The organism is Sphingomonas astragali (genome assembly GCF_051400615.1).
Classification (GTDB): Bacteria; Pseudomonadota; Alphaproteobacteria; order Sphingomonadales; family Sphingomonadaceae; genus Sphingomonas.
Window position 1 is genome coordinate 271,380 of the sequence record NZ_JBLFFH010000003.1, and the last position, 24,748, is coordinate 296,127.

24 protein-coding genes are annotated in these 24,748 nt (G+C 64.8%); 14 read left to right on the forward strand and 10 right to left on the reverse strand.

Going from position 1 to position 24,748, the window contains the following annotated elements; all coding sequences use genetic code 11:
- Positions 1 to 68 precede the first annotated feature (68 nt).
- The 3 genes from ACMGER_RS15880 to ACMGER_RS15890 all read left to right on the forward strand — a co-directional run bounded on the left by ACMGER_RS15880 (position 69) and on the right by ACMGER_RS15890 (position 2,527).
- Positions 69 to 239 (forward strand): hypothetical protein, encoded by a 171-nt coding sequence (locus ACMGER_RS15880; protein WP_436813133.1) that lies wholly within the window; start codon positions 69 to 71, stop codon positions 237 to 239.
- Between the two features lie 113 nt (positions 240 to 352).
- Positions 353 to 1,042, forward strand: coding sequence for a winged helix-turn-helix domain-containing protein (locus tag ACMGER_RS15885; protein ID WP_436813134.1), 690 nt, complete (start codon positions 353 to 355; stop codon positions 1,040 to 1,042).
- A 123-nt stretch (positions 1,043 to 1,165) separates the two neighbouring features.
- Positions 1,166 to 2,527, forward strand: a complete 1,362-nt coding sequence (locus ACMGER_RS15890) for a sensor histidine kinase (protein WP_436813135.1) — start codon at positions 1,166 to 1,168, stop codon at positions 2,525 to 2,527.
- A gap of 115 nt (positions 2,528 to 2,642) precedes the next feature.
- Here ACMGER_RS15890 and ACMGER_RS15895 read toward each other — a convergent pair whose 3' ends face one another.
- Positions 2,643 to 3,530 (reverse strand): hypothetical protein, encoded by an 888-nt coding sequence (locus ACMGER_RS15895; protein ID WP_436813136.1) that lies wholly within the window; start codon positions 3,528 to 3,530, stop codon positions 2,643 to 2,645.
- Positions 3,531 to 3,627: 97 nt separating this feature from the next.
- On the opposite strand from ACMGER_RS15895, the gene ACMGER_RS15900 reads away from it, so the two are divergent.
- The 7 genes from ACMGER_RS15900 (at position 3,628) to guaA (ending at position 10,550) form a co-directional block, all read left to right on the forward strand.
- Positions 3,628 to 3,861, forward strand: coding sequence for a hypothetical protein (locus ACMGER_RS15900; RefSeq protein ID WP_436813137.1), 234 nt, complete (start codon positions 3,628 to 3,630; stop codon positions 3,859 to 3,861).
- Positions 3,862 to 4,020: 159 nt separating this feature from the next.
- Complete coding sequence (rpsM, locus tag ACMGER_RS15905; protein ID WP_436813138.1) at positions 4,021 to 4,389, forward strand: 30S ribosomal protein S13; 369 nt, start codon at positions 4,021 to 4,023, stop codon at positions 4,387 to 4,389.
- 103 nt (positions 4,390 to 4,492) lie between these two features.
- The gene (gene rpsK / locus ACMGER_RS15910) at positions 4,493 to 4,882 is read left to right on the forward strand and encodes a 30S ribosomal protein S11 (RefSeq protein ID WP_066579261.1); all 390 of its coding nucleotides are present in this window, start codon (positions 4,493 to 4,495) and stop codon (positions 4,880 to 4,882) included.
- Between the two features lie 99 nt (positions 4,883 to 4,981).
- A complete protein-coding gene (locus ACMGER_RS15915) occupies positions 4,982 to 6,046 on the forward strand; it encodes a DNA-directed RNA polymerase subunit alpha (protein WP_436813139.1) in 1,065 nt (354 codons plus the stop codon).
- A 117-nt stretch (positions 6,047 to 6,163) separates the two neighbouring features.
- The gene (gene rplQ, locus ACMGER_RS15920) at positions 6,164 to 6,586 is read left to right on the forward strand and encodes a 50S ribosomal protein L17 (RefSeq protein WP_436813140.1); all 423 of its coding nucleotides are present in this window, start codon (positions 6,164 to 6,166) and stop codon (positions 6,584 to 6,586) included.
- A gap of 78 nt (positions 6,587 to 6,664) precedes the next feature.
- A complete protein-coding gene (locus tag ACMGER_RS15925) occupies positions 6,665 to 8,803 on the forward strand; it encodes a prolyl oligopeptidase family serine peptidase (RefSeq protein WP_436813141.1) in 2,139 nt (712 codons plus the stop codon).
- A 190-nt stretch (positions 8,804 to 8,993) separates the two neighbouring features.
- The gene (gene guaA / locus ACMGER_RS15930) at positions 8,994 to 10,550 is read left to right on the forward strand and encodes a glutamine-hydrolyzing GMP synthase (protein WP_436813142.1); all 1,557 of its coding nucleotides are present in this window, start codon (positions 8,994 to 8,996) and stop codon (positions 10,548 to 10,550) included.
- A 260-nt stretch (positions 10,551 to 10,810) separates the two neighbouring features.
- Here the strand turns inward: guaA and ACMGER_RS15935 are convergent, their stop codons facing one another.
- From ACMGER_RS15935 to ACMGER_RS15950, 4 genes are all read right to left on the reverse strand, one after another.
- On the reverse strand, positions 10,811 to 11,395 hold the full coding sequence (locus ACMGER_RS15935) for a poly-gamma-glutamate hydrolase family protein (protein WP_436813143.1): 585 nt from the start codon (positions 11,393 to 11,395) through the stop codon (positions 10,811 to 10,813).
- Positions 11,396 to 11,414: 19 nt separating this feature from the next.
- The gene (locus ACMGER_RS15940) at positions 11,415 to 12,413 is read right to left on the reverse strand and encodes a S24 family peptidase (RefSeq protein WP_436813144.1); all 999 of its coding nucleotides are present in this window, start codon (positions 12,411 to 12,413) and stop codon (positions 11,415 to 11,417) included.
- A gap of 158 nt (positions 12,414 to 12,571) precedes the next feature.
- Complete coding sequence (locus ACMGER_RS15945; protein WP_436813145.1) at positions 12,572 to 13,456, reverse strand: ATP-binding cassette domain-containing protein; 885 nt, start codon at positions 13,454 to 13,456, stop codon at positions 12,572 to 12,574.
- Positions 13,457 to 13,524: 68 nt separating this feature from the next.
- Entirely contained in the window at positions 13,525 to 15,351 is a 1,827-nt protein-coding gene (locus tag ACMGER_RS15950) for an ATP-binding protein (RefSeq protein ID WP_436813146.1), read from the reverse strand.
- A gap of 286 nt (positions 15,352 to 15,637) precedes the next feature.
- Between ACMGER_RS15950 and ACMGER_RS15955 the strand changes: the two genes are divergently transcribed.
- Genes ACMGER_RS15955 through ACMGER_RS15965 form a run of 3 tightly spaced genes read left to right on the forward strand, consistent with a single transcriptional unit; the run spans position 15,638 to position 20,521 of the window.
- Positions 15,638 to 17,377 (forward strand): hypothetical protein, encoded by a 1,740-nt coding sequence (locus tag ACMGER_RS15955; protein WP_436813147.1) that lies wholly within the window; start codon positions 15,638 to 15,640, stop codon positions 17,375 to 17,377.
- Positions 17,374 to 19,119, forward strand: a complete 1,746-nt coding sequence (locus ACMGER_RS15960) for a hypothetical protein (protein WP_436813148.1) — start codon at positions 17,374 to 17,376, stop codon at positions 19,117 to 19,119. Before ACMGER_RS15955 ends, ACMGER_RS15960 begins: the two co-directional genes overlap by 4 nt.
- 34 nt (positions 19,120 to 19,153) lie before the next feature.
- Complete coding sequence (locus ACMGER_RS15965; RefSeq protein ID WP_436813149.1) at positions 19,154 to 20,521, forward strand: hypothetical protein; 1,368 nt, start codon at positions 19,154 to 19,156, stop codon at positions 20,519 to 20,521.
- Positions 20,522 to 20,595: 74 nt separating this feature from the next.
- On the opposite strand, the gene ACMGER_RS15970 is transcribed toward ACMGER_RS15965, so the two are convergent.
- From ACMGER_RS15970 to ACMGER_RS15980, 3 genes are read right to left on the reverse strand one after another with little or no spacing between them, the layout of a single operon-like run.
- The gene (locus ACMGER_RS15970; protein WP_436813150.1) at positions 20,596 to 21,435 is read right to left on the reverse strand and encodes a protein NO VEIN domain-containing protein; all 840 of its coding nucleotides are present in this window, start codon (positions 21,433 to 21,435) and stop codon (positions 20,596 to 20,598) included.
- 42 nt (positions 21,436 to 21,477) lie between these two features.
- The gene (locus ACMGER_RS15975; RefSeq protein ID WP_436813151.1) at positions 21,478 to 21,903 is read right to left on the reverse strand and encodes a type II toxin-antitoxin system VapC family toxin; all 426 of its coding nucleotides are present in this window, start codon (positions 21,901 to 21,903) and stop codon (positions 21,478 to 21,480) included.
- Positions 21,903 to 22,145 (reverse strand): type II toxin-antitoxin system Phd/YefM family antitoxin, encoded by a 243-nt coding sequence (locus ACMGER_RS15980; RefSeq protein ID WP_436813152.1) that lies wholly within the window; start codon positions 22,143 to 22,145, stop codon positions 21,903 to 21,905. The genes ACMGER_RS15975 and ACMGER_RS15980 overlap by 1 nt, the downstream gene beginning before the upstream one ends.
- A gap of 95 nt (positions 22,146 to 22,240) precedes the next feature.
- Here ACMGER_RS15980 and ACMGER_RS15985 point away from each other — a divergent pair, with 95 nt between their 5' ends.
- Positions 22,241 to 23,395, forward strand: a complete 1,155-nt coding sequence (locus ACMGER_RS15985) for a hypothetical protein (protein WP_436813153.1) — start codon at positions 22,241 to 22,243, stop codon at positions 23,393 to 23,395.
- 27 nt (positions 23,396 to 23,422) lie between these two features.
- Here the strand turns inward: ACMGER_RS15985 and ACMGER_RS15990 are convergent, their stop codons facing one another.
- A complete protein-coding gene (locus tag ACMGER_RS15990) occupies positions 23,423 to 24,046 on the reverse strand; it encodes a DUF6088 family protein (protein ID WP_436813154.1) in 624 nt (207 codons plus the stop codon).
- A gap of 107 nt (positions 24,047 to 24,153) precedes the next feature.
- A complete protein-coding gene (locus ACMGER_RS15995; RefSeq protein ID WP_436813155.1) occupies positions 24,154 to 24,525 on the reverse strand; it encodes a helix-turn-helix transcriptional regulator in 372 nt (123 codons plus the stop codon).
- Positions 24,526 to 24,748 lie beyond the last annotated feature (223 nt).

Genomic DNA, 24,748 nt, shown 5'->3' on the forward strand with positions numbered 1-24,748 from the left:
GACGGGGGCTAATCCTTCCCTCGACCCGGCGGCCCCTGCCGAGCCGGAGAGTTGAAGGAGAAATCGCCATGACCCGTCTGTTGCTGTCGACTGCCGCCCTCGCGCTGATCGCCGCCCCTTCGCTTGCCGAGGCGAAGAAGGCCGTGCCGGCCTCGGCCAAGCACCACCACGTCGTGAAGAAGGCCAAGACCAAGACCAAGACCACCACGGCCGCTCCGGCTCAGACCAAGGCGCAGTAATCATGGGTTCCCTCGGGGAGGCCCCTGCTCCCCGAGGGGGCGCGGCCGGCGGAGAGACTCCCCTCTCGCCGGCCGCTTCCGCCTCGACGGGCGAGAGTGCTATCCAGCGCCGGATGACGCGCAAGATACTGGTCGTCGAGGACGACGCCTCCACCGCTGCCTATCTTGCCAAGGGACTTGGCGAGGCCGGTTATGCGGTCGAGATCGCGAACGACGCGCGCGACGGCCTGTTCCTCGCCAGCGAAGGCACGTTCGACGTGCTGGTGGTCGACCGGATGCTGCCGGGCTTCGACGGCCTGGCGATGATCGGCGCCGCCCGCGCCGCCGGCATCGCCGCGCCCGCACTAGTGCTGTCCGCGCTCGGCTCGGTCGATGACCGCGTCGGCGGCCTCAAGGCCGGCGCCGACGATTATCTCACCAAGCCCTTCTCCTTTTCCGAGCTGCTCGCGCGCGTCGAGGCGCTGCTGCGCCGCGCCGACGCCCGCAGGGCCGGCTCCCCGGCGGCGCGGCTCAATGTCGGCGACCTCGAGATCGACCTGCTCGCCCGCACTGTCACCCGCGCCGGCCGTCCGATCCCGCTCGGGCAGCGCGAGTTCAGCCTGCTGGAGTATCTCGCGCGCAACGCGGGGCAGGTGGTGACGCGCACGATGATGCTCGAGAAGATCTGGAACTACCACTTCGATCCCGGCTCGAACGTCGTCGACGTCCACATCGCCCGCCTCAGGCGCAAGATCGACGAGGGCTTCCCGACGCCGCTCCTGCACACGGTCCGCGGCGCCGGCTACAAGCTCGCGGCGGTTTGAACATTTGTGCCGATTTCCCCCGTTCGCCCTGAGCTTGTCGAAGGGCGAACGCCGCATACGATCCGCTTGAGGCACGATCGCCCTTCGACAAGCTCAGGGCGAACGGCGTAGGGTCACGGCTCGATGAGACTCTCCACCACCGCCCGGATGGCGCTTGCGGCGATCCTGCTGGCGCTGGTGTCGGGGCTCGTGCCGGTCGCCTTCCTCTGGCACGCCACCCACGACGACGCGATCGAGGAGCTCAGGCGCGACACGGTCGAGCAGTCCGAATCGCTCGCCGCCGTCGAGCACCGTGCCGGCGAGGCCGCGCTCCGCGTCGCCATCGAGCAGGCGCGCGCCGCCGACGACGGCTCGCTCGTCGCCGCGGTCGTCGACCGCAAGGGCAAAAGGCTCGCCGGGGCCGGCCCCGACCGCTTCGACGTCACGCTGGCCGAACCTGGCTTCCGCATCGATCGGCTCGCCGCTGTCGGCCCCTGGTCGGATCGCGAGGCGGGCTTCATCGCCCGCCGGATCGGCGCCGGCTGGCTGGTGAGCGGCCGCCAGCTCGACGATTGGGAGACGGCTCAACGCACCATCGAGCGCGCGCTCTTCCTGTCGATGCTGTTGTCGTGCGTGCTCGGCATCGCCGGCGGCCTCGTGCTGACCCGCTACGTCACCCGCCGCATCGACGCCGTCGCCACCACCGCCGACGCCGTCGCCGCCGGCGATCTCGCCCGCCGCGTCGCCGTGGCGGACGGGACGGTGGCGGCGGGGCAGGGTGACGCCTTCGACCGCCTCGGCGGCCGCGTCAACGCGATGCTCGACAAGATCGAACGGCTGATGGGCGAGCTGCGTATCGTCACCGACAGCGTCGCCCACGACCTGCGCTCTCCCATCGCCCGCCTGCGCGCCCGTGCCGAGGCCGCGCTCGCCGCCGAGGACCCGGCCCAGCGCGACACCGCGCTCGCCGGCCTCGTCGCCGAGACGGAGATCGTCACGCGGATGCTCGCGGTGCTGCTGGAGATCAGCCGCTCGGAAGCCGCCACCCGCACCAGCTTCGCCGAGGCCGCCCCCGCCGAGCTGCTCACCGCGCTCGCCGAGCTCTACGAGCCGCTGGCGGAGGAGGACGGGGTGACGCTCCGCCTCGCGCTCGATGCCGAGCCGCCGCCGCTGCCGCTCCATCGCGAGCTGCTGTCGCAGGCGCTCGCCAACCTCGTCGACAACGCGCTGCGCCATGCCGGCGACGGCGGCGGGATCGTGCTGCGGCTGACGGCGGGGGAGGGCGAGATCCGCTTCCAGGTCGAGGACCGCGGCCCCGGTATCGCCGCCGAGCAGCAGGCCGAGGCCCGCCGCCGCTTCGGCCGCCTCGACCCCGCGCGCAGCAAGCCCGGCGCCGGCCTCGGCCTCGCGCTGGTCGAGGCGGTGGCGCGCCTCCACGGCGGCCGGCTGGAACTCGGCGACAACGCGCCGGGCCTGATCGCCACGATCGTGCTGCCGACCGGATAGGCCTCGGCCTCGAGGGTGACGATTGAGGGGACGGATCCTCGAGAGTCGGATTCGGCCGGTTCGAATCTGTTCCCCGGCGAAGGGGAACGCCTACTTCAAGCCAGATGATCAGACGCTAGATCACCCGCGTCAGCCAGTGCATGACGTTCAGCGCGAACTGCTGGTCGTCGTAACCCGGCACCGACATGCCGAATCGCATGTCCGGCTTGCCCGGCGCGCGGATGAGCTGGGCGGAGAACATGCCCGCCTCGCCGGTTATCACGACCCGCCCCTTGCCGAATGGCATCGCGATCGCCTGCGCCCGTCCGCCGACCGGCCTGGTGGCGACGGTCTTGCCCTCGCTCAACGCCTGCAGCGCATTGGTGTCCGCGACTTCGACAGCGCCTTGCGGGATGATCAGCAGCGCGGTCGCTCCCGCCGGCACGCCGAGCGATTGGCCGGTGAAAGTGCGGACCTTGCGCAGCGTCTCGCCGGCGTTGCGGCCGGCAATGATCGGATGCCGCCCGAGCCTATTGCCTTCATACACGAGTTGTGTCGACAGCCTCGGCGCCTGCGGCGGGGCGACTGCGACGTAGCCGAGTCCCATATCGACGCCGAATTTGGCGGCGAGCGTCCGAGCGGCGGTGCCCAACGGTGCGTGATCCGCGATCAGCAGCAGCGAACCGCCGCGCTCCACCCAGCGCCGGAGCGCGTCCTCTTCGGTGCCGGTGAAAGCGGGGGCATCATCCGGCGCCCGGGCATTGGCGATCACCAGCACGTCGATGCCATGCAATGCCCCGGCGTCGAACGGCTCGGCGCTGGCTTGCACGCGATAGCCGTCGGCGGCGAGCAGCGCTGCGAATGGTGCATATTGCCCGTCGATCCTGTGGGTATTGCGATGCGCCTGGTCGATCGCCACCACCGGTCCGGCGGCGGCATAGACCGGCTTCGCCACCCTCGGGCGGAAGTCGGGATCGACGAGTTGCTGCACCTGCGCCTCGGCCGGCGCGATCACGGCAAGCATGACGGCTGCGATCACAGGCTTTGGTCGCGGCATCCCGTTCCTCCGCTCTCCGCGAGCGGAGTAGCATGGAAACGCCTGTTGATGCATCACGCCCGTCATGGACCTGCTCACCCTGTTCGGCCTCGCCGCGGTCACCGCGATGCTCGTCTGCTATGCGCTGGAGGCGCGTTCGGCGTGGTGGACGCTTGCGTTCGCGGCCGCCTGCCTGCTGGGCTCGGCCTACGGATTCCTTCAGGGCGCCTGGCCGTTCGGGCTGGTCGAGCTGGTGTGGGCCGGCGTCGCGTTCCGCAAATGGCTGGGCCGGCGTGCCGGGGCGGCACCGGCCGCTTGACTCGACGCGCCCCAACGCGTATTTGCGCGTCATTCCGAAACACCGGTTGCTCCGGCGGCGCTCTTGTGCGCTCGCCGGAATTTCGCGTTTCGGGATGCAACGCGATGAGATGGGGCCAGCCAGCCATGCCGGCCCCGTGGAGCTGGGAGAACAACTTTCATGGCACGTATTGCGGGCGTCAACATCCCGACCAACAAGCGCGTGGTGATCGCGCTTCAATATATCCACGGCATTGGTCCGACCAAGGCCAAGGAGATCACCGAGAAGCTGAACATCGCGCCCGAGCGCCGCGTCCAGGATCTGACGGATCAGGAGGTCCTCCAGATCCGCGAGACGATCGATGCCGGCTACACCGTGGAGGGTGACCTCCGCCGCGAGACCGCGATGAACATCAAGCGGCTGATGGACCTGGCCTGCTACCGCGGCCTGCGCCATCGCAAGGGCCTGCCGGTCCGCGGCCAGCGCACGCACACCAACGCGCGCACCCGCAAGGGCAAGGCGAAGCCGATCGCCGGCAAGAAGAAGTAAGCGCGAAAGCGCGGGGCGCTTTCGCGCACTCCTTCTCCGCCGGAGGCAGGTCTGAGGCAGGCAGCCTCTCGGTCTCAGTATTCAAGGGTCAGGATTTAACCCAATGGCACAAGCACCGCAGCGTCTTCGCCGTCGCGAACGCAAGAACATCACCGCCGGCGTCGCCCATGTGAACGCCAGCTTCAACAACACGATGATCACCATCACCGACGCGCAGGGCAACGCGATCTCCTGGTCGTCGGCCGGCATGATGGGCTTCAAGGGCTCGCGCAAGTCGACCCCCTACGCCGCCCAGGTCGCCGCCGAGGATGCGGGCCGCAAGGCTGCCGAGCACGGCGTCCGCACGCTGGAGGTCGAGGTCAAGGGTCCGGGCTCGGGCCGCGAATCGGCGCTGCGCGCGCTGCAGGCGGTGGGCTTTCAGATCACCTCGATCCGTGACGTGACCTCGATCCCGCACAACGGCGTCCGCCCTTCCAAGCGTCGCCGCGTCTAAGTTATCCGTCGCCGGCGCGCGGTTGATCGCGCTGCGCCGGCATCTTCACTGGCTGGAGCTTGTGGCCACAGCTCCCGCCCAAAACCATAGGGGAAGCCCGTGTCCGTCAACGCAAAGAATTGGCAGGAACTCAAGAAGCCGACCGGTCTCGAGAAGAAGCCGGGCGGCGACGGCAAGCGCAAGGCGACCTTCGTCGCCGAGCCGCTCGAGCGTGGCTTCGGCCTGACGCTCGGCAATGCGCTGCGCCGCGTCCTGCTCTCGTCGCTCCAGGGTGCCGCCGTCACCTCGATCAAGATCGAGAACGTGCTGCACGAATTCTCGTCGCTCGCCGGCGTGCGGGAGGACGTGACCGACATCGTCCTCAACGTGAAGCAGATCGCGATCCGGATGCAGGGCGAGGGGCCGAAGCGCCTCCAGCTTTCCGCGACCGGCCCGGGCGAGGTCAAGGCCGGCGACATCGCCGTGTCGGGCGACATCGAGGTGATGAACCCCGATCTCGTCATCTGCCACTTGGACGACGGCGCGACGCTCAACATGGAGCTCACCGCCGACACCGGCAAGGGCTATGTCCCCGCCACGTCGAACCGTCCGGCCGACGCGCCGATCGGCCTGATCCCGGTCGACGCGCTCTACTCTCCGGTGCGCCAGGTCTCGTACAAGGTCGAGAACACCCGCGTCGGCCAGGAGCTCGATTACGACAAGCTCACGCTGACGGTCGAGACCGACGGCACGGTGACGCCGGAGGACGCGATCGCCTATGCCGGCCGCATCCTCCAGGACCAGCTCGCGCTGTTCGTCCACTTCGACGATTCGGCGGTCGCCCGCGCGGCCCCGATCGGCGTCGCCGCTCCGGCGGCTGGCGCCGAGCCGGCCGGCGACACCGCGACGATCAACCGCTTCCTGCTCAAGAAGGTCGACGAGCTCGAGCTGTCGGTGCGCTCGGCCAACTGCCTCAAGAACGACAACATCATCTACATCGGCGACCTGGTCCAGAAGACCGAGGCCGAGATGCTGCGCACGCCGAACTTCGGCCGCAAGTCGCTCAACGAGATCAAGGAAGTGCTCTCCAGCATGGGCCTGCGCCTCGGCATGGAAATCCCGGGCTGGCCGCCCGAGAACATCGAGGAAATGGCCAAGAAGCTCGAGCAGGAGATTCTGGGCTAAGTCATTCCTCCCTGAGCAAGCTTGGGGAGGATTTGAAGACGGCGACGGTGACGGCCTTACGGTCACCTGGTCTCGGGTTCCGTAAGACGGCCCGTTAACGAACGAAGGAAGAGAACCATGCGTCATCGTGTCGGCGGCCGTAAGCTGCAGCGCACCTCGGCCCACCGCGCCGCCCTGTTCCGCAACATGGCGGCCGCGCTCATCAAGCATGAGCAGATCACCACCACGCTCGCCAAGGCGAAGGAGCTTCGCCCCTATGTCGAGAAGCTGGTGACGCTCGCCAAGAAGGGCGGCCTCTCCAACCGCCGCCTGGCGCACAGCCGCCTGCTCGACGACGCGCAGCTCACTAAGCTGTTCGACGTCCTCGCGGCCCGCTACGCCGACCGCAACGGCGGCTATACCCGCATCATCAAGGCCGGCATCCGCGCCTCGGACGCCTCGCCGATGGCGATCATCGAGTTCGTCGATCGCGACGTCTCGGCCAAGGGCCAGGATTCGGGCCCGGTGACGGGCGACGAGGACTTCGACGAGGCGGCGTAAGCCCTTTGGCAATTTCAGGCTTGTGAAGGAGGTCGCGGCCGATAGGCTGCGGCCTTCTTTCATTTTCGAGGGACCTTGATGCGCCGCGCCCTGCTCCTAGCTCTGCCGCTCCTTTGCCTTTCCGTTCCGTCATCAGCCCAGGACACCATGCCCTCCATCCACTATCCCGAGACGCGCCGCGTCGATCAGGTCGACGAGCTGTTCGGCGTGAAGGTCGCCGATCCCTATCGCTGGCTCGAGAACGACGTCCGCACCGACCCCGCGGTGCGCCAGTGGGTGACGGAGCAGAACAAGGTCACCGACGCCTATCTTGCGACGCTTCCCGGCCGCGGCGTCTTCCGCCGGCGGCTGAAGGCGCTGTACGATTATGAGCGCTTCGGCCCGCCGGTGAAGAAGGGCGGCCGCTATTTCTACAGCCACAACTCCGGCCTGCAGAACCAGTCGGTCCTCTACGTCCGCGACGATCTCGCCGGCGAAGGCCGTGTGCTGATCGATCCCAACAGCTGGTCCAAGGACGGCGCCACCGCGCTCGGCGAATGGGTGCCGAGCGAGGACGGCCGCTACGTCCTCTACTCGATCCAGGACGGCGGCACCGACTGGCGCACGGTCAAGGTGCTCGACGTCGCCACCGGCCAGCCCGCCGCCGACACCGTCGAATGGGTCAAGTTCTCCAACCTGTCCTGGGCCAAGGACGGCTCCGGCTTCTACTACTCGCGCTTCGCCGCGCCGGCCGAGGGCGCCAAGTTCCAGGCGCTCAACGAGAACCAGCAGGTTTATTTCCACAAGCTCGGCACGCCCCAGTCGGCCGACAGGCTGGTCTACGCGACGCCCGATCACCCGAAGTACGGCCACACCGCCCAGGTGACCGACGACGGCAAGTGGCTGGTCATCACCACCGCCGAGGGCACCGACAACCGCTACGAGATCGCGGTCGTCGACCTGACCGCGCCCAATCCCACGCCCCGCACCATCTTCAAGGGGCTGGAGAACGAGTGGAGCTACATCGGCAACCAGGGCGGCAACTTCTTCTGGGCGACCAACAAGGACGCGCCGCGGCTGCGGGTCGTCTCGACCAACCTCTACGCCCGCTCGGCGGTCCCGCCGCTGCATGAGGTGGTGCCGGAGGACAAGGCGGTGCTCGATGGCGCGTCGCTGGTCGGCGGCAAGCTGGTGCTCAGCTACCTCGCCGACGTGAAGACGGAGGTCCGCCGCTACACGCTCGACGGCAAGCCCGACGGTACGGTCGCGCTGCCCGGCATCGGCGCGGCGAGCGGCTTCATCGGCGATCCCGACGATCCGGAGACCTTCTTCGCCTTCACCAGCTTCACCACGCCGTCGACGATCTATCGCTACGACGTCGCCAGCGGAAAGACCGACGTCTGGGCCGCGCCCAAGGTCGCGTTCAATCCCGCCGACTATGAGGTCGCGCAGCACTTCTATACCTCGAAGGACGGCACCCGCGTGCCGATCTTCGTGTTCCACAGGAAGGGCCTGGACCTGAAGGGCGGCGCGCCGACCATCCTCTACGGCTATGGCGGCTTCAACATCTCGCTGACGCCCGCCTACTCGCCCAAGCAGATGGCGTGGGTCGAGCAGGGCGGGGTGTTCGCGGTCGCGAACCTGCGCGGTGGCGGCGAGTACGGCAAGGCGTGGCACGATGCGGGCCGTCTCGCCAGCAAGCAGAACGTGTTCGACGACTTCATCGCCGCCGGCGAGTTCCTGATCGCTCAGGGCGTCACCACCAAGGACAAGCTCGCCATCCAGGGCGGCTCCAACGGCGGCCTGCTGGTCGGCGCCGTGGTCAACCAGCGGCCGGACCTGTTCGCGGCGGCGCTGCCCGCGGTCGGCGTGATGGACATGCTGCGCTTCGATCGCTGGACGGCCGGGCGCTACTGGGTCGACGACTACGGCTATCCGTCGAAGGAGGCCGACTTCCGCACGCTCTATGAATACTCGCCCTATCACAACATCCGCACGGGCGTGACCTATCCGGCGATCCTGGCGACCACCGCCGACACCGATGACCGCGTGGTGCCGGGGCACACCTTCAAGTACGTCGCCGCGCTCCAGGCCGCCGATATCGGCCCCAAGCCGCACCTCGCCCGTATCGAGACACGCGCCGGCCACGGCTCGGGCAAGCCGACCGACAAGATCATCGAGGAGACCGCCGACCTCTGGGCCTTCGCGGCCAAGTGGACGGGGCTGGAGGTGAAGTGATCACTGTCCCTCTCCCAGTGGGAGAGGGAAGGAGCGCCGAAGGCGCGGGAGGCTGAGGGTGACTGCGGCCAGCGTTGGTCACCCTCACCCTCCCACTCAGGCTGCGCCTGAGCGGGCCCCTCCCTCTCCCAACGGGAGAGGGTTTTCATGCCGCCTTTACAGCCGCGCCGCGTCTCCTTAACCGCCGCACATGGACGCCCGCCCTGATTCCATCCTGATCGTCGACTTCGGCAGCCAGGTCACCCAGCTCATCGCGCGCCGCGTGCGCGAGGCGGGGGTCTACAGCGAGATCGCCCCCTTCACCGCTGCCGAGGCCGCGTTCGAGCGGATGGCGCCCAAGGGCGTCATCCTCTCCGGCAGCCCCGCCTCGGTGCTCGACGAGGGCTCCCCGCGCATTCCGCAGCCGATCCTCGACGCAGGCCTCCCGATCCTCGGCATCTGCTACGGCCAGCAGGCGCTGACGCACCAGCTTGGCGGCGAGGTGGTGCTCGGCGACAGCGGCGAATTCGGCCGCGCCTTCATTGAGATCGTCGACGGCTGCGCGCTGTTCGACGGTCTCTGGACCGAGGGCGAGACCCATCAGGTGTGGATGAGCCACGGCGATAAGGTCACGAGCCTCGCCCCCGGCTTCCGCCCGGTCGCGCAGAGCTCCGGCGCCCCCTTCGCGGTAATCGCCGACGACGCGCGCCGCATCTACGCGATGCAGTTCCACCCGGAGGTGGTCCACACTCCGGACGGCGGCAAGCTGCTCGCCAATTTCGTCCGCCACGTCTGCGGCCTTCCCGGCGACTGGACGATGGCCGAGTTCCGCCAGACCAAGATCGCCGAGATCCGCGCGCAGGTGGGAAAGGGCCGCGTGATCTGCGGCCTCTCCGGCGGCGTCGATTCGGCGGTGGCGGCGGTACTGATCCACGAGGCGATCGGCGACCAGCTCACCTGCGTGTTCGTCGACCACGGCCTGATGCGCGCCGGCGAGGCCGAGCAGGTGGTGAGTCTGTTCCGCAACAGCTACAACATCCCGCTGGTCCATGTGGACGCCGAGACGCTGTTCCTGTCGGGCCTGGCCGGCGTCACCGATCCCGAAGCCAAGCGCAAGTTCATCGGCAAGACCTTCATCGACGTGTTCGAGGGCGAAGCGAAGAAGATCGGCGGTGCCGACTTCCTCGCGCAGGGCACGCTCTACCCGGACGTGATCGAGAGCGTCAGCTTCACCGGCGGCCCGTCGGTGACGATCAAGAGCCACCACAATGTCGGCGGCCTGCCCGAGCGGATGAACATGAAGCTCGTCGAGCCGCTCAGGGAGCTGTTCAAGGACGAGGTCCGCGAACTCGGCCGCGAGCTCGGCCTGCCCGAGGCGTTCGTCGGCCGCCACCCTTTCCCGGGTCCGGGTCTCGCGATCCGCATCCCCGGCGAGGTCACCAAGGAGCGCTGCGACATCCTCAGGAAGGCCGATGCGATCTACCTCGAGGAGATCCGCAACGCCGGCCTCTATGACGCGATCTGGCAGGCGTTCGCGGTGCTGCTGCCGGTGCGCAGCGTCGGGGTGATGGGCGACGGGCGGACCTATGATTCGGTACTGGCGCTGCGTGCGGTGACCTCCACCGACGGCATGACCGCCGAAGCCTTCCAGTTTCCCGGCGATTTCCTGTCGCGAGTGGCGACGCGGATCGTGAACGAGGTGAAGGGCATCAACCGGGTGACCTACGACTATACGTCGAAGCCGCCGGGGACAATCGAGTGGGAGTGACGGATACAAACGGCGGCAATAGCGTAGTTTCGGCGGTGGTCTTCGCCGCCGTGCCGCCGCCATTTCGTCAGTTCCCGAATCCCGTCGAGCGGCATCGGCTTCCCTCTCAAAATTTGCTCCTCCGATTTGTGAGCCTCCCTCGGGCGAAGTAAAGCGTCTTCAAAGGGTAAGGGGGTTCTAGCGTAGAATAGCGTGCACATAGGCGGGCCTGCTTTGCCGCCATTCAATGCCAATTACGTCGCTGCCGAGTAGCTGTCCGTTCAGGTAGTCGGCGAAGTTATGATCGCGCTTCTAACGGCATCGCGAAAGGCTCGGAGCAAATGTGCGTCGCTCGCGAGTCGCTGGCGCAGTGATCGAGAAAGCTCTAGCTGCACTCCCTCGCCAGAAAGTGTCCGATTGCAGATATTCGCCGGTTCGAGGCCGGGAAGCCTTTTGTTGGGTTCGGCATCGAAGCCGGCGTCACGCAGCGAAGTACCTATCGCGCTACACAGGACGATGGCGCGGCCCCCTAACCAGACCGCCTCGCTCCCCTCGTTCTGCCGCCCATGGATTGCAATTGCATTCCAGGATTTGCCCACAAGCTCAATGGCCTTTGGCTCGTCGAAACGGTGCGAGGTTATGTGGTAATTACCGTGCGAGCCGTTTCTTAACGCCTCAAAAGAGTAGAAGGAAAGGTCGGTTCCCGCAATTGCCTCAGCGATTTCAGACGTGCCGGGCTCGATCCATCCGCCGTGCGGCGCTAGGATCACGGAAGGCGTGCCACGGTCCTCGACACGGATGCAATAGTCGATCCCGTGTCTCTCATTGGCGGCAAGATCCTTAAAGGCGCGGTAGCGATCGGCCATTCGTCCTCGTCCGACATGGTCAGTGGTCGTAGATTACTCCGATGATCGGACGCGCGTACGCCATGACCGGCACGTCCGGCGCACCCTCGATTGCTTCAATGGCAATGACCGTCGAATCCCCAAGCCCACCAATCGTCTCGAATTGGCGGAGATAGGGAAGCGCCGACGAAACCTGAGAGCCGACACGCTTAAGGATGCTGCTGCCGTCGCTCAAGGTCAGTGCCACGATCCGACCCTCCATTGCCGCCACGTCAGCTGCCGTGAGAACCCCTCCGCCAAGGATGATCTGTCCGGGTAGTGCCAGCGGCACTGCGCTTTCCTCCCGGACGCGATAGGCAACCTCAACCCGCGCAAGGATCGGATCGCTCGATATTTCGCTCGCCTCCTCGCGGCCTTCCGGCGGAGGCAGGTGGCTGAAGAGAACTCCGACGACGCGATGGGTGTCGATGCCGTGATCCTCGAAAGCGAGCGTCGGGCGGCTACGGCGCGGATCGGTCGCCTCGGCGGCGAGGGAGAACCCTTCGCCGTTACGAGGCCGGAGCAAGCGTCGTGCGAAGGTTTGGGTCCCGCGCCTCGCCACCACAATACTATGATCGCGCGCCGCGCTGGCCGTGGCCTCTACGATTGCAATTGACCCGGACGGAATGGCGAAACCCATGGTATCGTAACGGATGTAAAAAAGCGCTTTGTCGTCGAACCATACGCTCGACAACTGCTCGTCGTCTCCGGCTTGGCTCCCGCCCGATGGCAGATGACCCGTAAAGGCGGCGATGTCCTGGCTGACCGGCACGTTGAAAGTTAGAACCTGAACTGGATTGAGCACCACGACATTGCTCGGCGCCTCGGGCGTAAGGGGCTCGCGCCAGCGGTAGCGCCGGAACTCACCGTGCACCCGCTCGACGCCAACGCGCAAGCGTTTCAGGTCGACGTCGACGCGCTCGACATCCGCGTAGCTGATGGATGCCTTGTCGTGGTGGGACTGGTTTAGGATGCGCCGCGCCTCGGCGCCGGTGGCCATCGCGGGATCGGCGCAGAATGCGGCTAGGATTGGGCTTTTGAACAATTCGTTCGATCGACTGCCCACCAGAGCGCGCAGACGATCAAACAAGGGTACCAATGTCGGCGCGCGCGTGGGTGCGGAATGTGCAGGATAAGCCGGATCGTCAAAGAGGTCGCCTAACCGCGCCTCGATAAATATCCGGGCCTCATTGGCGTAGTCCTGCGCTTGGGGGCGCCATCCATATTGGAGACGAAGGCTTGGCGCTTGCGGTCGAGCTCGTCCACAGCGAGTGAGGTTTCGAGCGTAGCGCGGGAGACGTTGACCGGGTGCACGGCGCGGTGAGCGATGAGGTCGGCGGCACGCGCCTCCTGAACGACGGTGCGTGCAAAGCTGCGGTCGTGTGTGGTGGCAACGATCTGAGCGCCGCAATTAGCGAGCTGGCTAATCGCGCGGGCTAGGCGCTGGCGATTGTCGTAATCAAGCAGATCCTGGGGATCGTCGAGAACAAGCGTCGTCAATCCGCCGCTGGTAGCAAGAACGTGCTCGCGAAAGGCCAAGTAGAAGCCCGTGAGTGCTGCGCGCAGTGCCGAGGCATTTGAGACATGTTGTGCGGGCGCCTGAACGGTACCGCGCCCTACACGGATGTCGATCACGCCTTGCGCGTTCATGCCCGAGGCTTGTGGGCGTGGGGAGAAGGAGCTGGCATTCTGGTAAATCTGATCACGCCAATATTCCGCACGATCGTGGAGCTGGCTCCGCAGGCCTTCAACCTGATCTTGAGCTAACGCTCCCACTGGCACGATGGCGTCAAGCGCTCGAGCGGTATCGCGGCAGGCGGCAATGCGTCTGACCTGCTGCGCCCTCGCATCAAGGCTGGTCCGCATTCGCTGGACTAATACCGCCGCCGCACTGATCGGCGCGACACCTTTCACGATTACGTTCAAGCGCTCAAGGTTTGCGCTGAGAGACGTTCTCGCCGCATCATGTTTGCCCGGGCCGTCGCCGGCGGTGCCACGCACGGCGTCCAGCGCCGCGCGCAGCACGCCGGGATTCGTGACCATCCAATCGCTGAAGGCCAGAGCGCGCTCGACCTTTTCAATCGTTTTTGCAAGTGGGCCAGCCTTCTCGGCTACCCTCTCCGGAAGCGGGTGATCTCAGGCTCAACGAAAGACGGTAGTCCTGCAGTCGCCTCGTCAATCAATTTGTCGGCAAGTGGCCTGAGTGCAGCGAGGGTGCCGCTGAACGGCTCCGTCCCAAAGAGCTCGTTGCCGAGCCCGGCGCGCAGCAGATCAGCCGGACACGTCGGCAGGTCACGCGTGAGCGTAGTGCGCAGTTGTTCAGGCAAGTCGCGGGCGAGCGTACCTGACCAGTCGCTCGCCCACTGCCCAATTGCCTTGGCAACTGCCGCACTGCCATCGCGCAGCTGTGCAAGATGGACGGCGACGGCTGTACCAGTCTCGGGATCCACCACGCCAGAGAGGTCATGGCGGCACACTGGACAATTGTCCTCGTGGGAAACTCGGTGCTCAGCCATCCAAGCCGCGACACGCGCATATAGCTGCGTGCGCTTTGCCAAAGTGGGGTTCGCAGCTAGTTCGGCCAACTCCGCTGCTTCGCTCCGCAACGCCGCGAGCAATTCGCGCACGGAGGCTACTGACGCGTCATCCAGCTTGAGCTTGCCGATCCGGTCGATGGAAGGCAGCGTGCGCACGAGACGGAGTTGCTCGGTGGCGGGACCGACGCAGTCCTCCAGATCCTTGCGTTGGCTGGCGTCCTCGGGGTTGAAGGACTCGCCAAGGACGCTGCGCGCGTCGGCGAGACCGTCGGCCTTGAGCCTGTCGAAGTGACTCACGAGCCGGTTCAGCGCACCGGGGACGTCCTCGTCGCCGGTGGACGGCAACGCATCTGCCGGACGCATCGCCGGGAACTCTTCGATGCGCTCGGTAAGGTCGGTCCGGTGGACGACGAAGTCGGCCTCAATGCGCTCGAGTTCCTGTTGCCGCTCAGTCAGGATCGCGCCGCCGATCCGTGTCGACGCGCGTCCCGCATGCCGAGCAAGCTCAACAAGGTCGGCGAGTCCAGTCAGCTTCGCGATGGCGAGACCCAGCTCGGAACTGCTGCCGATCTGCAGGAACGGCAGGATGCCGGGCATGGTCGTGCCGAGGCGAAAAGCAATTGGATCGACACCAAGGGAGGCGGGATCGGGAGCGACCTCCGTCAGCTTGCCGTTCGGCTTGCGAGACTGGGTGCGGCGAACCGGAGGAAGGATAGTGCCCGCTGCATCGGCGAAGGTAAGCTCAACCCAGGTGTCGGCTGGGATCACCTTGGCAGCGGCGTCTGGTGTCCAATCTTGTGCGTGCGGCAGCGGCGTGACGGGACTGATCGCATGGGCACTCAGCTCTTCTTCACCATGCTCGATGACACAATCGAACTCCTTGTCGCCGGCTTCGGGCAGCCGCTGTGGCCGAAGCAACTGGCCAGTCAGGCACCAGATGATCGCGTTGGCGAGTGAGGTCTTACCCGAGCCGTTCCAACCTTCGAACAGGGTGATCGGCTTATCCGGCTCAAAGATGAAGTCGGCGGGCGCGTTACTCACCGTGCCGTAGGCGTGCAGGCCCGCAAAGCGGTGCGCGACTAATCGCACCAGCTTGAGATGCTTGATGTTGGTAGCGCCCACTGTGCCTGGGGCGGGCAGCTGCGGCGGTACGGCTGCGATGGCATCAATCAGCGCTTCGCAGTCCGCGACCATCACATTGCCAGCCCACTTGGGTCTGTTGCGGCTATACCAGTTCAGTACCGAGCGGGCGTGTTCGGTATCCAACGTGAGCGAGTGTCCTTCGCTGGTTGCGATGGTGCGACCCGAAATCAGGTCTGCTAGAAGGATGTCTGTCGTGAGCAGGTGGAGCGGCCGGGTGGTCGGCTGGCTCTCGCTTTCCTCGGCCTCTGCCGAACTCATTCCCTCGCCCCTCTAGTTGGCCCTCTTGATTCAAGAGCAATGCTACTGTTGTGCCTTACGATTTACTATTCTGAACACATGCCTTTCAAAAAAACTGCTCTGGGTTTCGCGGAGCCGAAATACCCAGTCATCCACCATCCAAGGGGAGCGTCAAAGTCGCAGCCTCTGAGTAGTCAAGCCAAATGCCGCAATGCGGAGCAACTCCGTCGCCTATCGACCGATGAAATTTGGCGACGTATCTTCTATCTCGAGGGAGCGGCATTCTCAGGCCGTGACGCGGGGGATAATGGCCGACAGGGAAGATATCATCGAGCGCCAGGGCGCGGGAACGCTTCCCGAACTTTTCGTCGAGCGCACGCGCCGGCATCGCACAGACGAAATCGGCAAAGCGTTTCGCGCGACGCTAGTGCAGCTCCATAATGACGGCACGATCGATGTACTCGAACCCGCACGCACGATTTCCAGCTCCTTGATCAACCAGCACGACTTCTTCACCGCCATGCATGTCTATTGCGATCTCATCCCCGCGCTCCAGGCTGAAGTGCCCGTGATGCTCGCGGCGGTGAAGGCGCTGGTCGCACGCGCTGGTAATGACGGGGCCTCCGGCATGCCTAATGGAGCGTTCCGGACCTGGGCCGAACAAGGCGATCGGGCGCGGACAACACTTGCCACGATCGACGAACAAGACCCCGAAGATGCGGCCTATGTGTTCCTTGGTCTCCAGGCGCTCGCCAAAAACGCTCCCGACGATGCCCTCACCGAAGCAATCGCCTATCTCGCCGGCCCGGCGGCACCTGCATGCTCGGCCGCAGCCAAGGCGATTGGTACAATTACGCTTGCCACTGCGAAGGCGCGCAGTCGCGCGGCCGATGCACTCACCGCCGCCATCGCCACTGCCGACGACAATAATCTCGGTCATATTCTGACTGCGATATGCGAGATAGCGCGTGTGCATCCCGACATGGAAGCTTCGGCTGTTGCGCTGATCGATGCCGCCATGCCACGGGTCGGCGATCAGGCAATCCACCAGCTTTCGCTCGAACTCATGTTCCACGGCGAGGAGCTTTCGGCGGCCATCGTGGCGGGCCTGACGACGATCATGCAAAAGGTCGCGATCGGCAATCGTGGCACGATCGAGAATATCGATGCCGCCGGCGGCAAGCTGGTGAGGCACGGACGGCTCAATGAAGCGCTCGCTCTAATCTCGCCGCTGATCGCCACGCATGACGAGCTTGTCTCGCTCGAAGCGCTCGACGGCTTTTCCAATGCGGTGCTCCAGCTCGCCCCTGATGAACTCGCGGGTGTGGCGATCGGCTGGCTGCTCTCGCTCGATCCGAACCTTGGCCAGGCGACCATGTCGCTTGTCGGCGACCATCATGGCGATGCGCCACTCGTACTCAAAGTCGGTGGTACCGCATTTGGACTATCGGACGCAGACATGATCCTGCTCGCCCATCGTGCGATCGGCTATCTGTTCATCCACGCGATCACAGCCGCCTCGCTGGTCCTCGGGCTCATTCGCGGCGCCGCCGAGGCCCCGCGCAAGGTAATGGCGGACATTCTCTTTGACCCGCTGCTAATCAACTATTCGGGGGAACTGGCCGACTGGCTGCGCGAACGCGCCAAGGATGCGAGCGACCCGGCACAGCCCGTCATCGCAGAGCTGCTCACCCGGCTAGAGGCGTATATTGAGGGGTTGCGCAAGGCGGGCCGGATCAAGGAGCTGCGCCCGTCGGAGCGCGAGCGGCTGATCGAAAACCACCGCCAGCATGAATCGATGCGCCAGGCGCACAAACAAGCCGAGAAGAAGTCGGTGTTCATGTCGATCGTGAGCCGCTCGGTGATCCTCTACGGCAACCGCTCGATCAGCTATTTCGAAGGGCTGGACGGCAAGAAGCAGCGCAACGAAATGAAGCTGCACAGCATCAGCCACAGCTTCGAGGCACCGCGGCTCGACATTCTCGAGCCGTTCGATCTCGACTATACGCTGCGCGTGTTCCGCGCGATGCGGGTGGCAAAGCCATGAAGCTCGTCATCCGCGAATACCTCGCCTCCTTGCGCGAGCGCGGCGAGCTCGACGCCGTGCTGCCCGATATGCTGACCGAACTCGGCTTTACCGTCTATTCGCGACCCGCCCGCGGCACACGCCAATATGGCGTCGATGTCGCTGCGGTCGGCATCGGACGCGACGGGGTTCGTCGCGTTCATCTCTTCTCGGTCAAGTCGGGCGATCTCGACCGCGCCGAATGGAACACGGCCTCGCCGCAAAGCCTGAGACCTTCGCTCGACGAGATCCTCGACCACTATATCGCAAGCCGGATTCCGCCCGAATATGCAGCGCTACCGATCGCGATCTGCCTCACCTTCGGCGGCGCGATCGACGAGCAGGTTCGCGCCGAAGTGACCGGCTATATGAACCGGAACACCACCGAGCAGATCAGCTATGAGGAATGGAATGGCGACCGGCTCGCCGACGTGATCCTCGACGGCATCTTGCGTGAAGGACTTCTGCCGGCGCCCTTGCGCAGCCATTTGCGCAAGAGCGTGGCGATGGTCGAGGAGCCCGATATCGCACTCGATCATTTCGGGTGGCTTCTGCGCGCTCTGGCTGAAAATCCTGGTGCGACTCTGGCCGCCCGGCTGTCGCAGGCGCGGCTGATCAACATCTGCCTGTGGATCATGTTCGTCTGGGCACGCGAAGCTGACAATGTCGAGGCGCCGTATCGCGCCAGCGAACGTGCGTTGCTGGAGGTCTGGCACCTCCTCAAAAGCGATGTTCCACGCTCAGGTAAGTCGGCCGAGGCTGCAGGCTTGGTCCTCAACGAGCTGGTCGAGTTGCATTTCACGATCTGGGACGAGCTGTTCGAGGCGAAAATCCTGCCGAACGCCGATGTCCGGCACGCGATTTCCTCGGCGGTAGATTCGCATGCGTCGTTGGACGTGAATCTCAAGCTGTTCGAGCTGGTTGGGCGGTTATCGCTACGCGGGCTGTGGCTGGTATGGCAGCTTGCGCCGCCGAACGGGCCGGTCGTTCTCAGCAACGACTATCTACAGAGCCTTTCGCCGACGATGGCCGACGCCACCAAAACGACGGTCGAGCGGGTCGATCAGCTCTGCCAGCAGCTGATGCAGATGGTGAGCAACAACCGCGCGCTGCTGTCGCCGATCGGTGATTGGCAGGCGATCGACATTGGCTTAGCCTTCACGCTGCTCGCATGCCGCCCCGGCGCACATGGCGCAATCGACGAGTGGGCCGAAGAGCTGGCGAAACGCACAATCTTCGCGTTCAACGTGCATGGCCGCTACCCGATCACGAGCCATTCCTATTGGGATCTGGCTGACCATCCGTCCGAGCGCAGCGATGAATATCGTCAGAGTTCAACCGAGGGCAGTATTCTATACCCGATGCTCGCCCTGTGGGCGGCCGCGCGGAGCAAGCAGGAACTGTTTGATGAGTTGGCCAAGTTCAAGGCCAAGTCGCTCGGACATTGCACTTTCCAAACCTGGCTGCCGGACGAGGATAGCGAGGACAATCTCTATCTCGGCCGCGACAATCACGGTGCCGCGCTGACCGGCATTCCAGTTACGGCGGGCACGCAGGATACGCTTGAATTCGTGCTCGAGGAGGTTGTCGCCAACACGCACTATGATGCGCTGTCCGCGGTCCGGCTCGGACATTGGCCCATCGTGCTCACAGCCTGTCGTTGCCACCGGCTACCGTTCCGCCTCAGGTCTGGCGCGATCTCATGCCTGCGGTTCGACCGCTAGCCCCAGACGCAGCATCGTCCTCGAATGACGGCGCATGCTAGATTTCGCGACCACCCGCATTCGGCCTCTCACCGAGGGTGTCTTCAACGACATCTTTGAGCTCGCAGGAGGCCGGCGCGCGTATCCCGATCATGATCGACGCGCCGCGCGAAACGCCGATTACATTCTCGGCGATGCCGTGATCGAACTGAAGATTCTCGACGATGAAGGTCTGAGCAAAGTCGAGCGGCAGGCGAAGCTGGCTGGCCTATTCGCGACGCTCGAGCCGGATCGGCCCGTTCACGTCTTAGATCGCCAACGTCTCGATCTGATTGGACAGCGTGCCTACGATCGAGCGATGGAAGGCCCGATCAAAGGTGCGGTCAAAAGCGCGAAAGGCCAGCTCGTTCAAACCCGCTCCGAGTTCCCCGAAACGAAGCGATCGATCATGATGCTCGTCAACAACGCCAACACCGCGCTAGACCACGACGAGATCGTTCAAATGGTTGGCCGACGTGCCCGGAACGACACTGACGATATCGACGGCGTCGTCGTTGCCGGCGCCTACGTCCATAGTGACGGCTTCGATACCTTCGCGTTGTGGCCGATCGATTATGTGCCGATCTCCCTTGATCGGACCTTCCCCGAATACGACGCTCTTCGCGATGCATTTCACGGCTACGCGGAGCGCGCAATGACCGATGCCATCATTAATGGCCTGTCGGCTGACATGACCAAGGGCCCGATCCTGGACACCGAATTCGAGTTCGGCGGCATGACATTCGTCAAACCTGCGCCGCCGCTCGGCAACAGCTACGATTTCTACGTCAACGGCCGACCGCGATTGAACAGCACCGGAATTGAAACAAGCCCGACGGTCGGGCTCATCTTTCCTGAACTCGATCGCAACGAATGGAGCAAATTTCGCGCACAAATGCCGGGGGATGTGTCGCTAGGCGAGCGCTTCGAAGATTGGATAGCCGAGCGCAAGCGGGCGATCTCCCAAGGGACGCTACTCAGGCCGTTAGTCCCCATGGCGGTCACGTTCGATGGTTGGATCGCGAGCCTCAACGGCCGCGCAGTTTCGCGTCGCTTCGACCCAGTGCGCGACTATGCCAACACGCTCTACCAACAGGCGATAAGTGAAGTGATTGACGGTGCGCGTGATCTGGAAAAAGCCAAGGTGATTCCGAGCCGGTACGTCCTCGCGGTCACAGAACTGATCGGCCAGGATCAAGCCAATGATGTATTGCATGTTTTCCTGATTGAAGAGCGTCCCGGTGGCGAACCGCGAATGACGGCGCTCGTCAGGAACGCGCGGATATTCCATCTGCATGCCTGCACGTTGGGAGCGTCCTATGCCGTGAAGCATGGCGTTGCATCGTTGCGCTGGAAAAAGATCATGACCTACGCTTGGTCGTAGAGCCACGCAGTGAAGGTTGTACTGGTCAGGCTGTCAGTTCGTAGCGTCAACGCTGTAGGGCTGCTATCGGCCCATCATAAGAAGTTCGCCTGATAGCTGGTCGCCATCAGCGACACATGCGCCTCCAGCGGCGGCCGAAGCTCGAACGCCTTTGGCTCCCGCGCGAAATTCCACAACCGCACTAGCCGCCAATCGCTGCGCCGCTCCTCGGCGACGGCCAGCTCATTGCGCGTGATGTGAAACGGCGTGCGCTCCCAGCCATTGGTCGTCTTCACCTCGATCAGCCGATCGCGGCCGTCGGCGTCGAAGCTCAGGATGTCATAGCCGGCACCATCGCCATCGACATGCGACACCCAGCGGATGCGCTCAGCGAGGTCGGTCCGGCCGGCGACGAGCAGGGTGGCACGCTCATGGGCGAGGACGCGCTCCTCGCCAGCGCGACCCAGAGCCCGGTTGCGGGTATCACGCTCCGCCACATCGTACTTTCGAGCGATAACGGTCATCTGCTCGAGCTCGTCGGGCGGCGGCGCATTGCTGTGCGTCGGTGGCGGTCCGATCCACAGCATTGCTTCCTCCCGGAGCACTGACTGCGACGGACCCATCGCCATCCGCGCGTTCGGTGCGAGCCAAGCTGGATGACGCTGGAGCCAGCGCACCACCGCATCGACGAGCGAGGCCTGAAAATTGAAGGCCGGCTTGTAGCCTGGGATCCAGTCCTCCCCGAGCCCCTTGAGCACGGCGCTGATGTTCTGGTGCTTATATTCGATCGAGCCGCGGGGCCGATCTATCACCGCCTGCAGCGCGCGGTTATGTTCGGCCTTGCTGTAGGGCCGCCCGGCGATGTCATCGCCAAGCATCGCGAAATAGTCCGCCACGACCGCGTCGTTCTGCTCGTCGGACCAGTCACCGGCCATGGCGGCTCCCGAGCGGGCCGGCCAAGCTGGAGAAGGCCAAGATCATGCCAGCAACTGCGCCGGCACGCCGAGCACCGGCCCGGCCTCGGCGAGCCGCTGGTCGAGCGTGTGCACCGTGACGCCATGCTCCGAAGCGACAGCGAGATGCAGCGCATCGCCGGCGCGAAGCCCCAAGGTGTGCTGGTCGGCAAACCTCGCCGCCGCCCGAAACTGTCCGCCCGTCACGCTCAGCACCGTGAAGCTCTCGGCAACGAGCTTGTTGAACATGGCGAGGGCCGCAGCACGCTGCTCCAGGCTGATCTGCCCGGTCCGCAGCTTGATCGCCAAGGCTGACGACATCTCGGTGACGGTCCAGTCGCTGATCAGGAGTTGCGCCGGATCCTGCTCGGCCAGCCAGGCCTGAACGCGCGGCGTCATCGCTTCGTTGGAGAGCGCCGCGACGATCAGCGACGTGTCGAGATACAGCATCAGTAGCGATCGCCATCCCGCATCGACCGCACGAGATCGGCGGCACTCTGGGACTGGGGCGTCATCGCTGACGTCAGCGACTGGAGCAGCGCGGCGTCGATCGGCTTGCGCGGCCTGGCCACGGCGGTGAGCCGCGCAACCGGCTTGCCGCGACGGGTGATATCGATCGAATCGCCCGCTTCGACCCGGTCGACCAACTCGCTCAGATGGGCTTTGGCATCTGCCAGATTGATCGCATTCATGTCACGTTCCTGACCATGTAGATAGTCATATAGCGCGCTGAGCTTAAGAATTCCAGCAGGAGCGGCATGTTCTCACCCGGCAGCAGCTTTACGACATGATCTGGGAACGTGCCGTATCCAAGGCGGCGCCTGAGCTCGGCATCTCCGACGTGGCGCTGCGCAAGCAATGCGTGAAGCACGCCATCCCCTTGCCGGACGCCACCTATTGGGGACGGCTGCATGCCGGGCGCCCGGTCAAGCGTAAGCCGCTGGGCGCTGCGCCAAAAGGCGTGAGCGATCGCATCGTGATCGATGCACGCGCCAAGCCGCCGACGCCCGCGCCGATCGAGGCGGCGATCGCGGTCGCCAGACAGCCGGTGGAAGCTGTAGCCATACCGGAGAAGCTGCATCCGCTCGTCGCCAAGACGCTTGCCGCAGCAGGGAAGGCCGAGCCGGATCGCAACGGCGCGATCACCGGTCTTGGCGGGGAGGTCTTTCGGATCCGCGCACACCCCGACACGCTTGATCGTGTTGGCGCCTTCTTGAACGCACTGGTCCACAACGCTTTGGCCCGTGGCCATCGGTTCGAAGCTGGACGCGAGGGTCTCGAGATGGTCGTCGACGATGAAGCAATCGGCTTTAACGTCTATCAGACAATCCGCCGTTCGCTTCATATCGCCACGGACGAGGAGACCCGCCAGCGAGAGCGCTGGGATGCCCGCCATCGCAATGATTGGGACAACTGGGATAAGCGCCCCTCCATTCCCTATTATGATTTTACGCCAACCGGGGAGATGGTGATCGAGATCGCCGGCTGGTCACGGTATAAAAACGCCCAGCGGCGGTTCGCCGACACCCGCGCACGCAAGATCGACAGCCGGATCGATGAGATATTGGTCTCGTTCGCCGCATTCGCGGCCGGCAGGAAGGTGGAGCGGGAAGAAGCACGGGAACGGGCGCGGCTCGAGGAGATCGCTCGGCAGCGGCGCGCCGAGCAGGCGCGGCTTGCCAAGCTCGAACAGCAGCGGGTGGAATATCTCGATCGCAAGCTCGCGCAGGCGGAGGAGCGAGATCGGCTACGGACGTTTCTGGCGACGCTTCCCGCTGACCAAATCTCCGAAGAAGCGTCCGCGATTCATGCTTTCATCGGATGGACCCGGCAGCGGCTGGAGAAGATGGACGCCCAGTTGCAGCTCGCGACGATTGCCGCTGAGGTTTCGGGAATGGACGCCTTCGCGCCGGAGGGCGATGTCGACAGCCAGGAAGGATAGTACGGCGTCGGCTCAGGCAAGCCTCTTTTACCGAACATCGAGCTCAACTGCCGCGATCGTCAGCAACATCGGCCGCATCCAGGCCGGCGCCTGGCGGATCGACGTGCCCAGCCTCTTCTTGTCGCTGGCAGACAATGATCGGGCAGCGATCCGAATGACGTCACCGGCTCGTGTCGGACCGAGATGGCGAAGGGCCTGCACGACGGTGCCTGCCGCGCTTCCAGGCAGGATCAGATGCTTGGGCGAGGCATGTCGCAGGTCGACTACACGCTTCCCTAGGACAACCCGCCGAGACGGGCCGTTGGTCAGATAGTTGCTCTGAGCCGGCACCTGGGTCGTCAACCCGAGCAGATGGGCCGCACCGGCGCCGGCGATTTGCACTTGCGAGCCTGTCTCCCGCGCCAAAGCGCTTGCGACATCGTTCGGGTCGGGGGAAAGCGGCCCGAGCCTGGGATGGAGCTTGGGCAGATCATAGAGGCCTCGTGCCAGACGGCGCAGCTTGCCGTTCCTTGCGAGACGAGAGAGAGCCTGATCGACAGCGGCGCGCTCGGCGAGGTCCAGGAAGTCGCTGGGCGTAAACACGCTTCCTCGCCCGCCGGTCGAGGCACGCGCCAAGATCCTGTTGGGAGTTGAGGAACTCGGTCGATCCATATGTCAGAAAATATCTATCTTTTTTCTGATAATCAACGACGCCGTAGCCCGCCTTTCAACGGAGGCGGATGGGACCACCGCACCCCGAAGATGCGGTGGTCCCTGTATCAGCTCGATGAACCGCCTGTCGGCCTTACCGGCCGGGTCTTGCGCTGATGGACATCAGGTCCGGGCGCGATCTTCGCTCGGCCTTCGAGATAGGTCTGGCGGCGCTGCTCCAGCCAGGTTTCGACCTCCTCCAGATCCCACACGACGCATCGCGGCGTGAGATTGAAGCGGCGAGGAAAGTCGCCGCGCTTCTCCATTTCGTAGATCGTGCTGTCGGCGAGCGGCACGATCAGTCGGAGTTCATGCCGTCGGATGGTTCGTGGCAGCCCGGTCAGCACGGTGGCGGGGCCGGAATACCCCACCGGGTCTCTATCGTCGTCATCCTGATACGACATCATCAGGACGCGTACGCGGCTTGGCTTCTTGGTCATGTCTATCCTCCTATGGGTGGAGGATTTCTGATGGAGGCCAGACCTTGCCCGTTCGCGTAGGCGCCGGAAACTGCCAACGCTGACGGTACTTTTTGCCGCGATCTGAGTTCGGGCGTTGGAGCTGGAACAGCGCGCAAAGAGCCGATAGTAGCCGATAGATGGCTCGCGGAGATCGGTCGAAATTCCTCAACAATATCAGCAGTGTAGTTTTCTGACGGGTCCC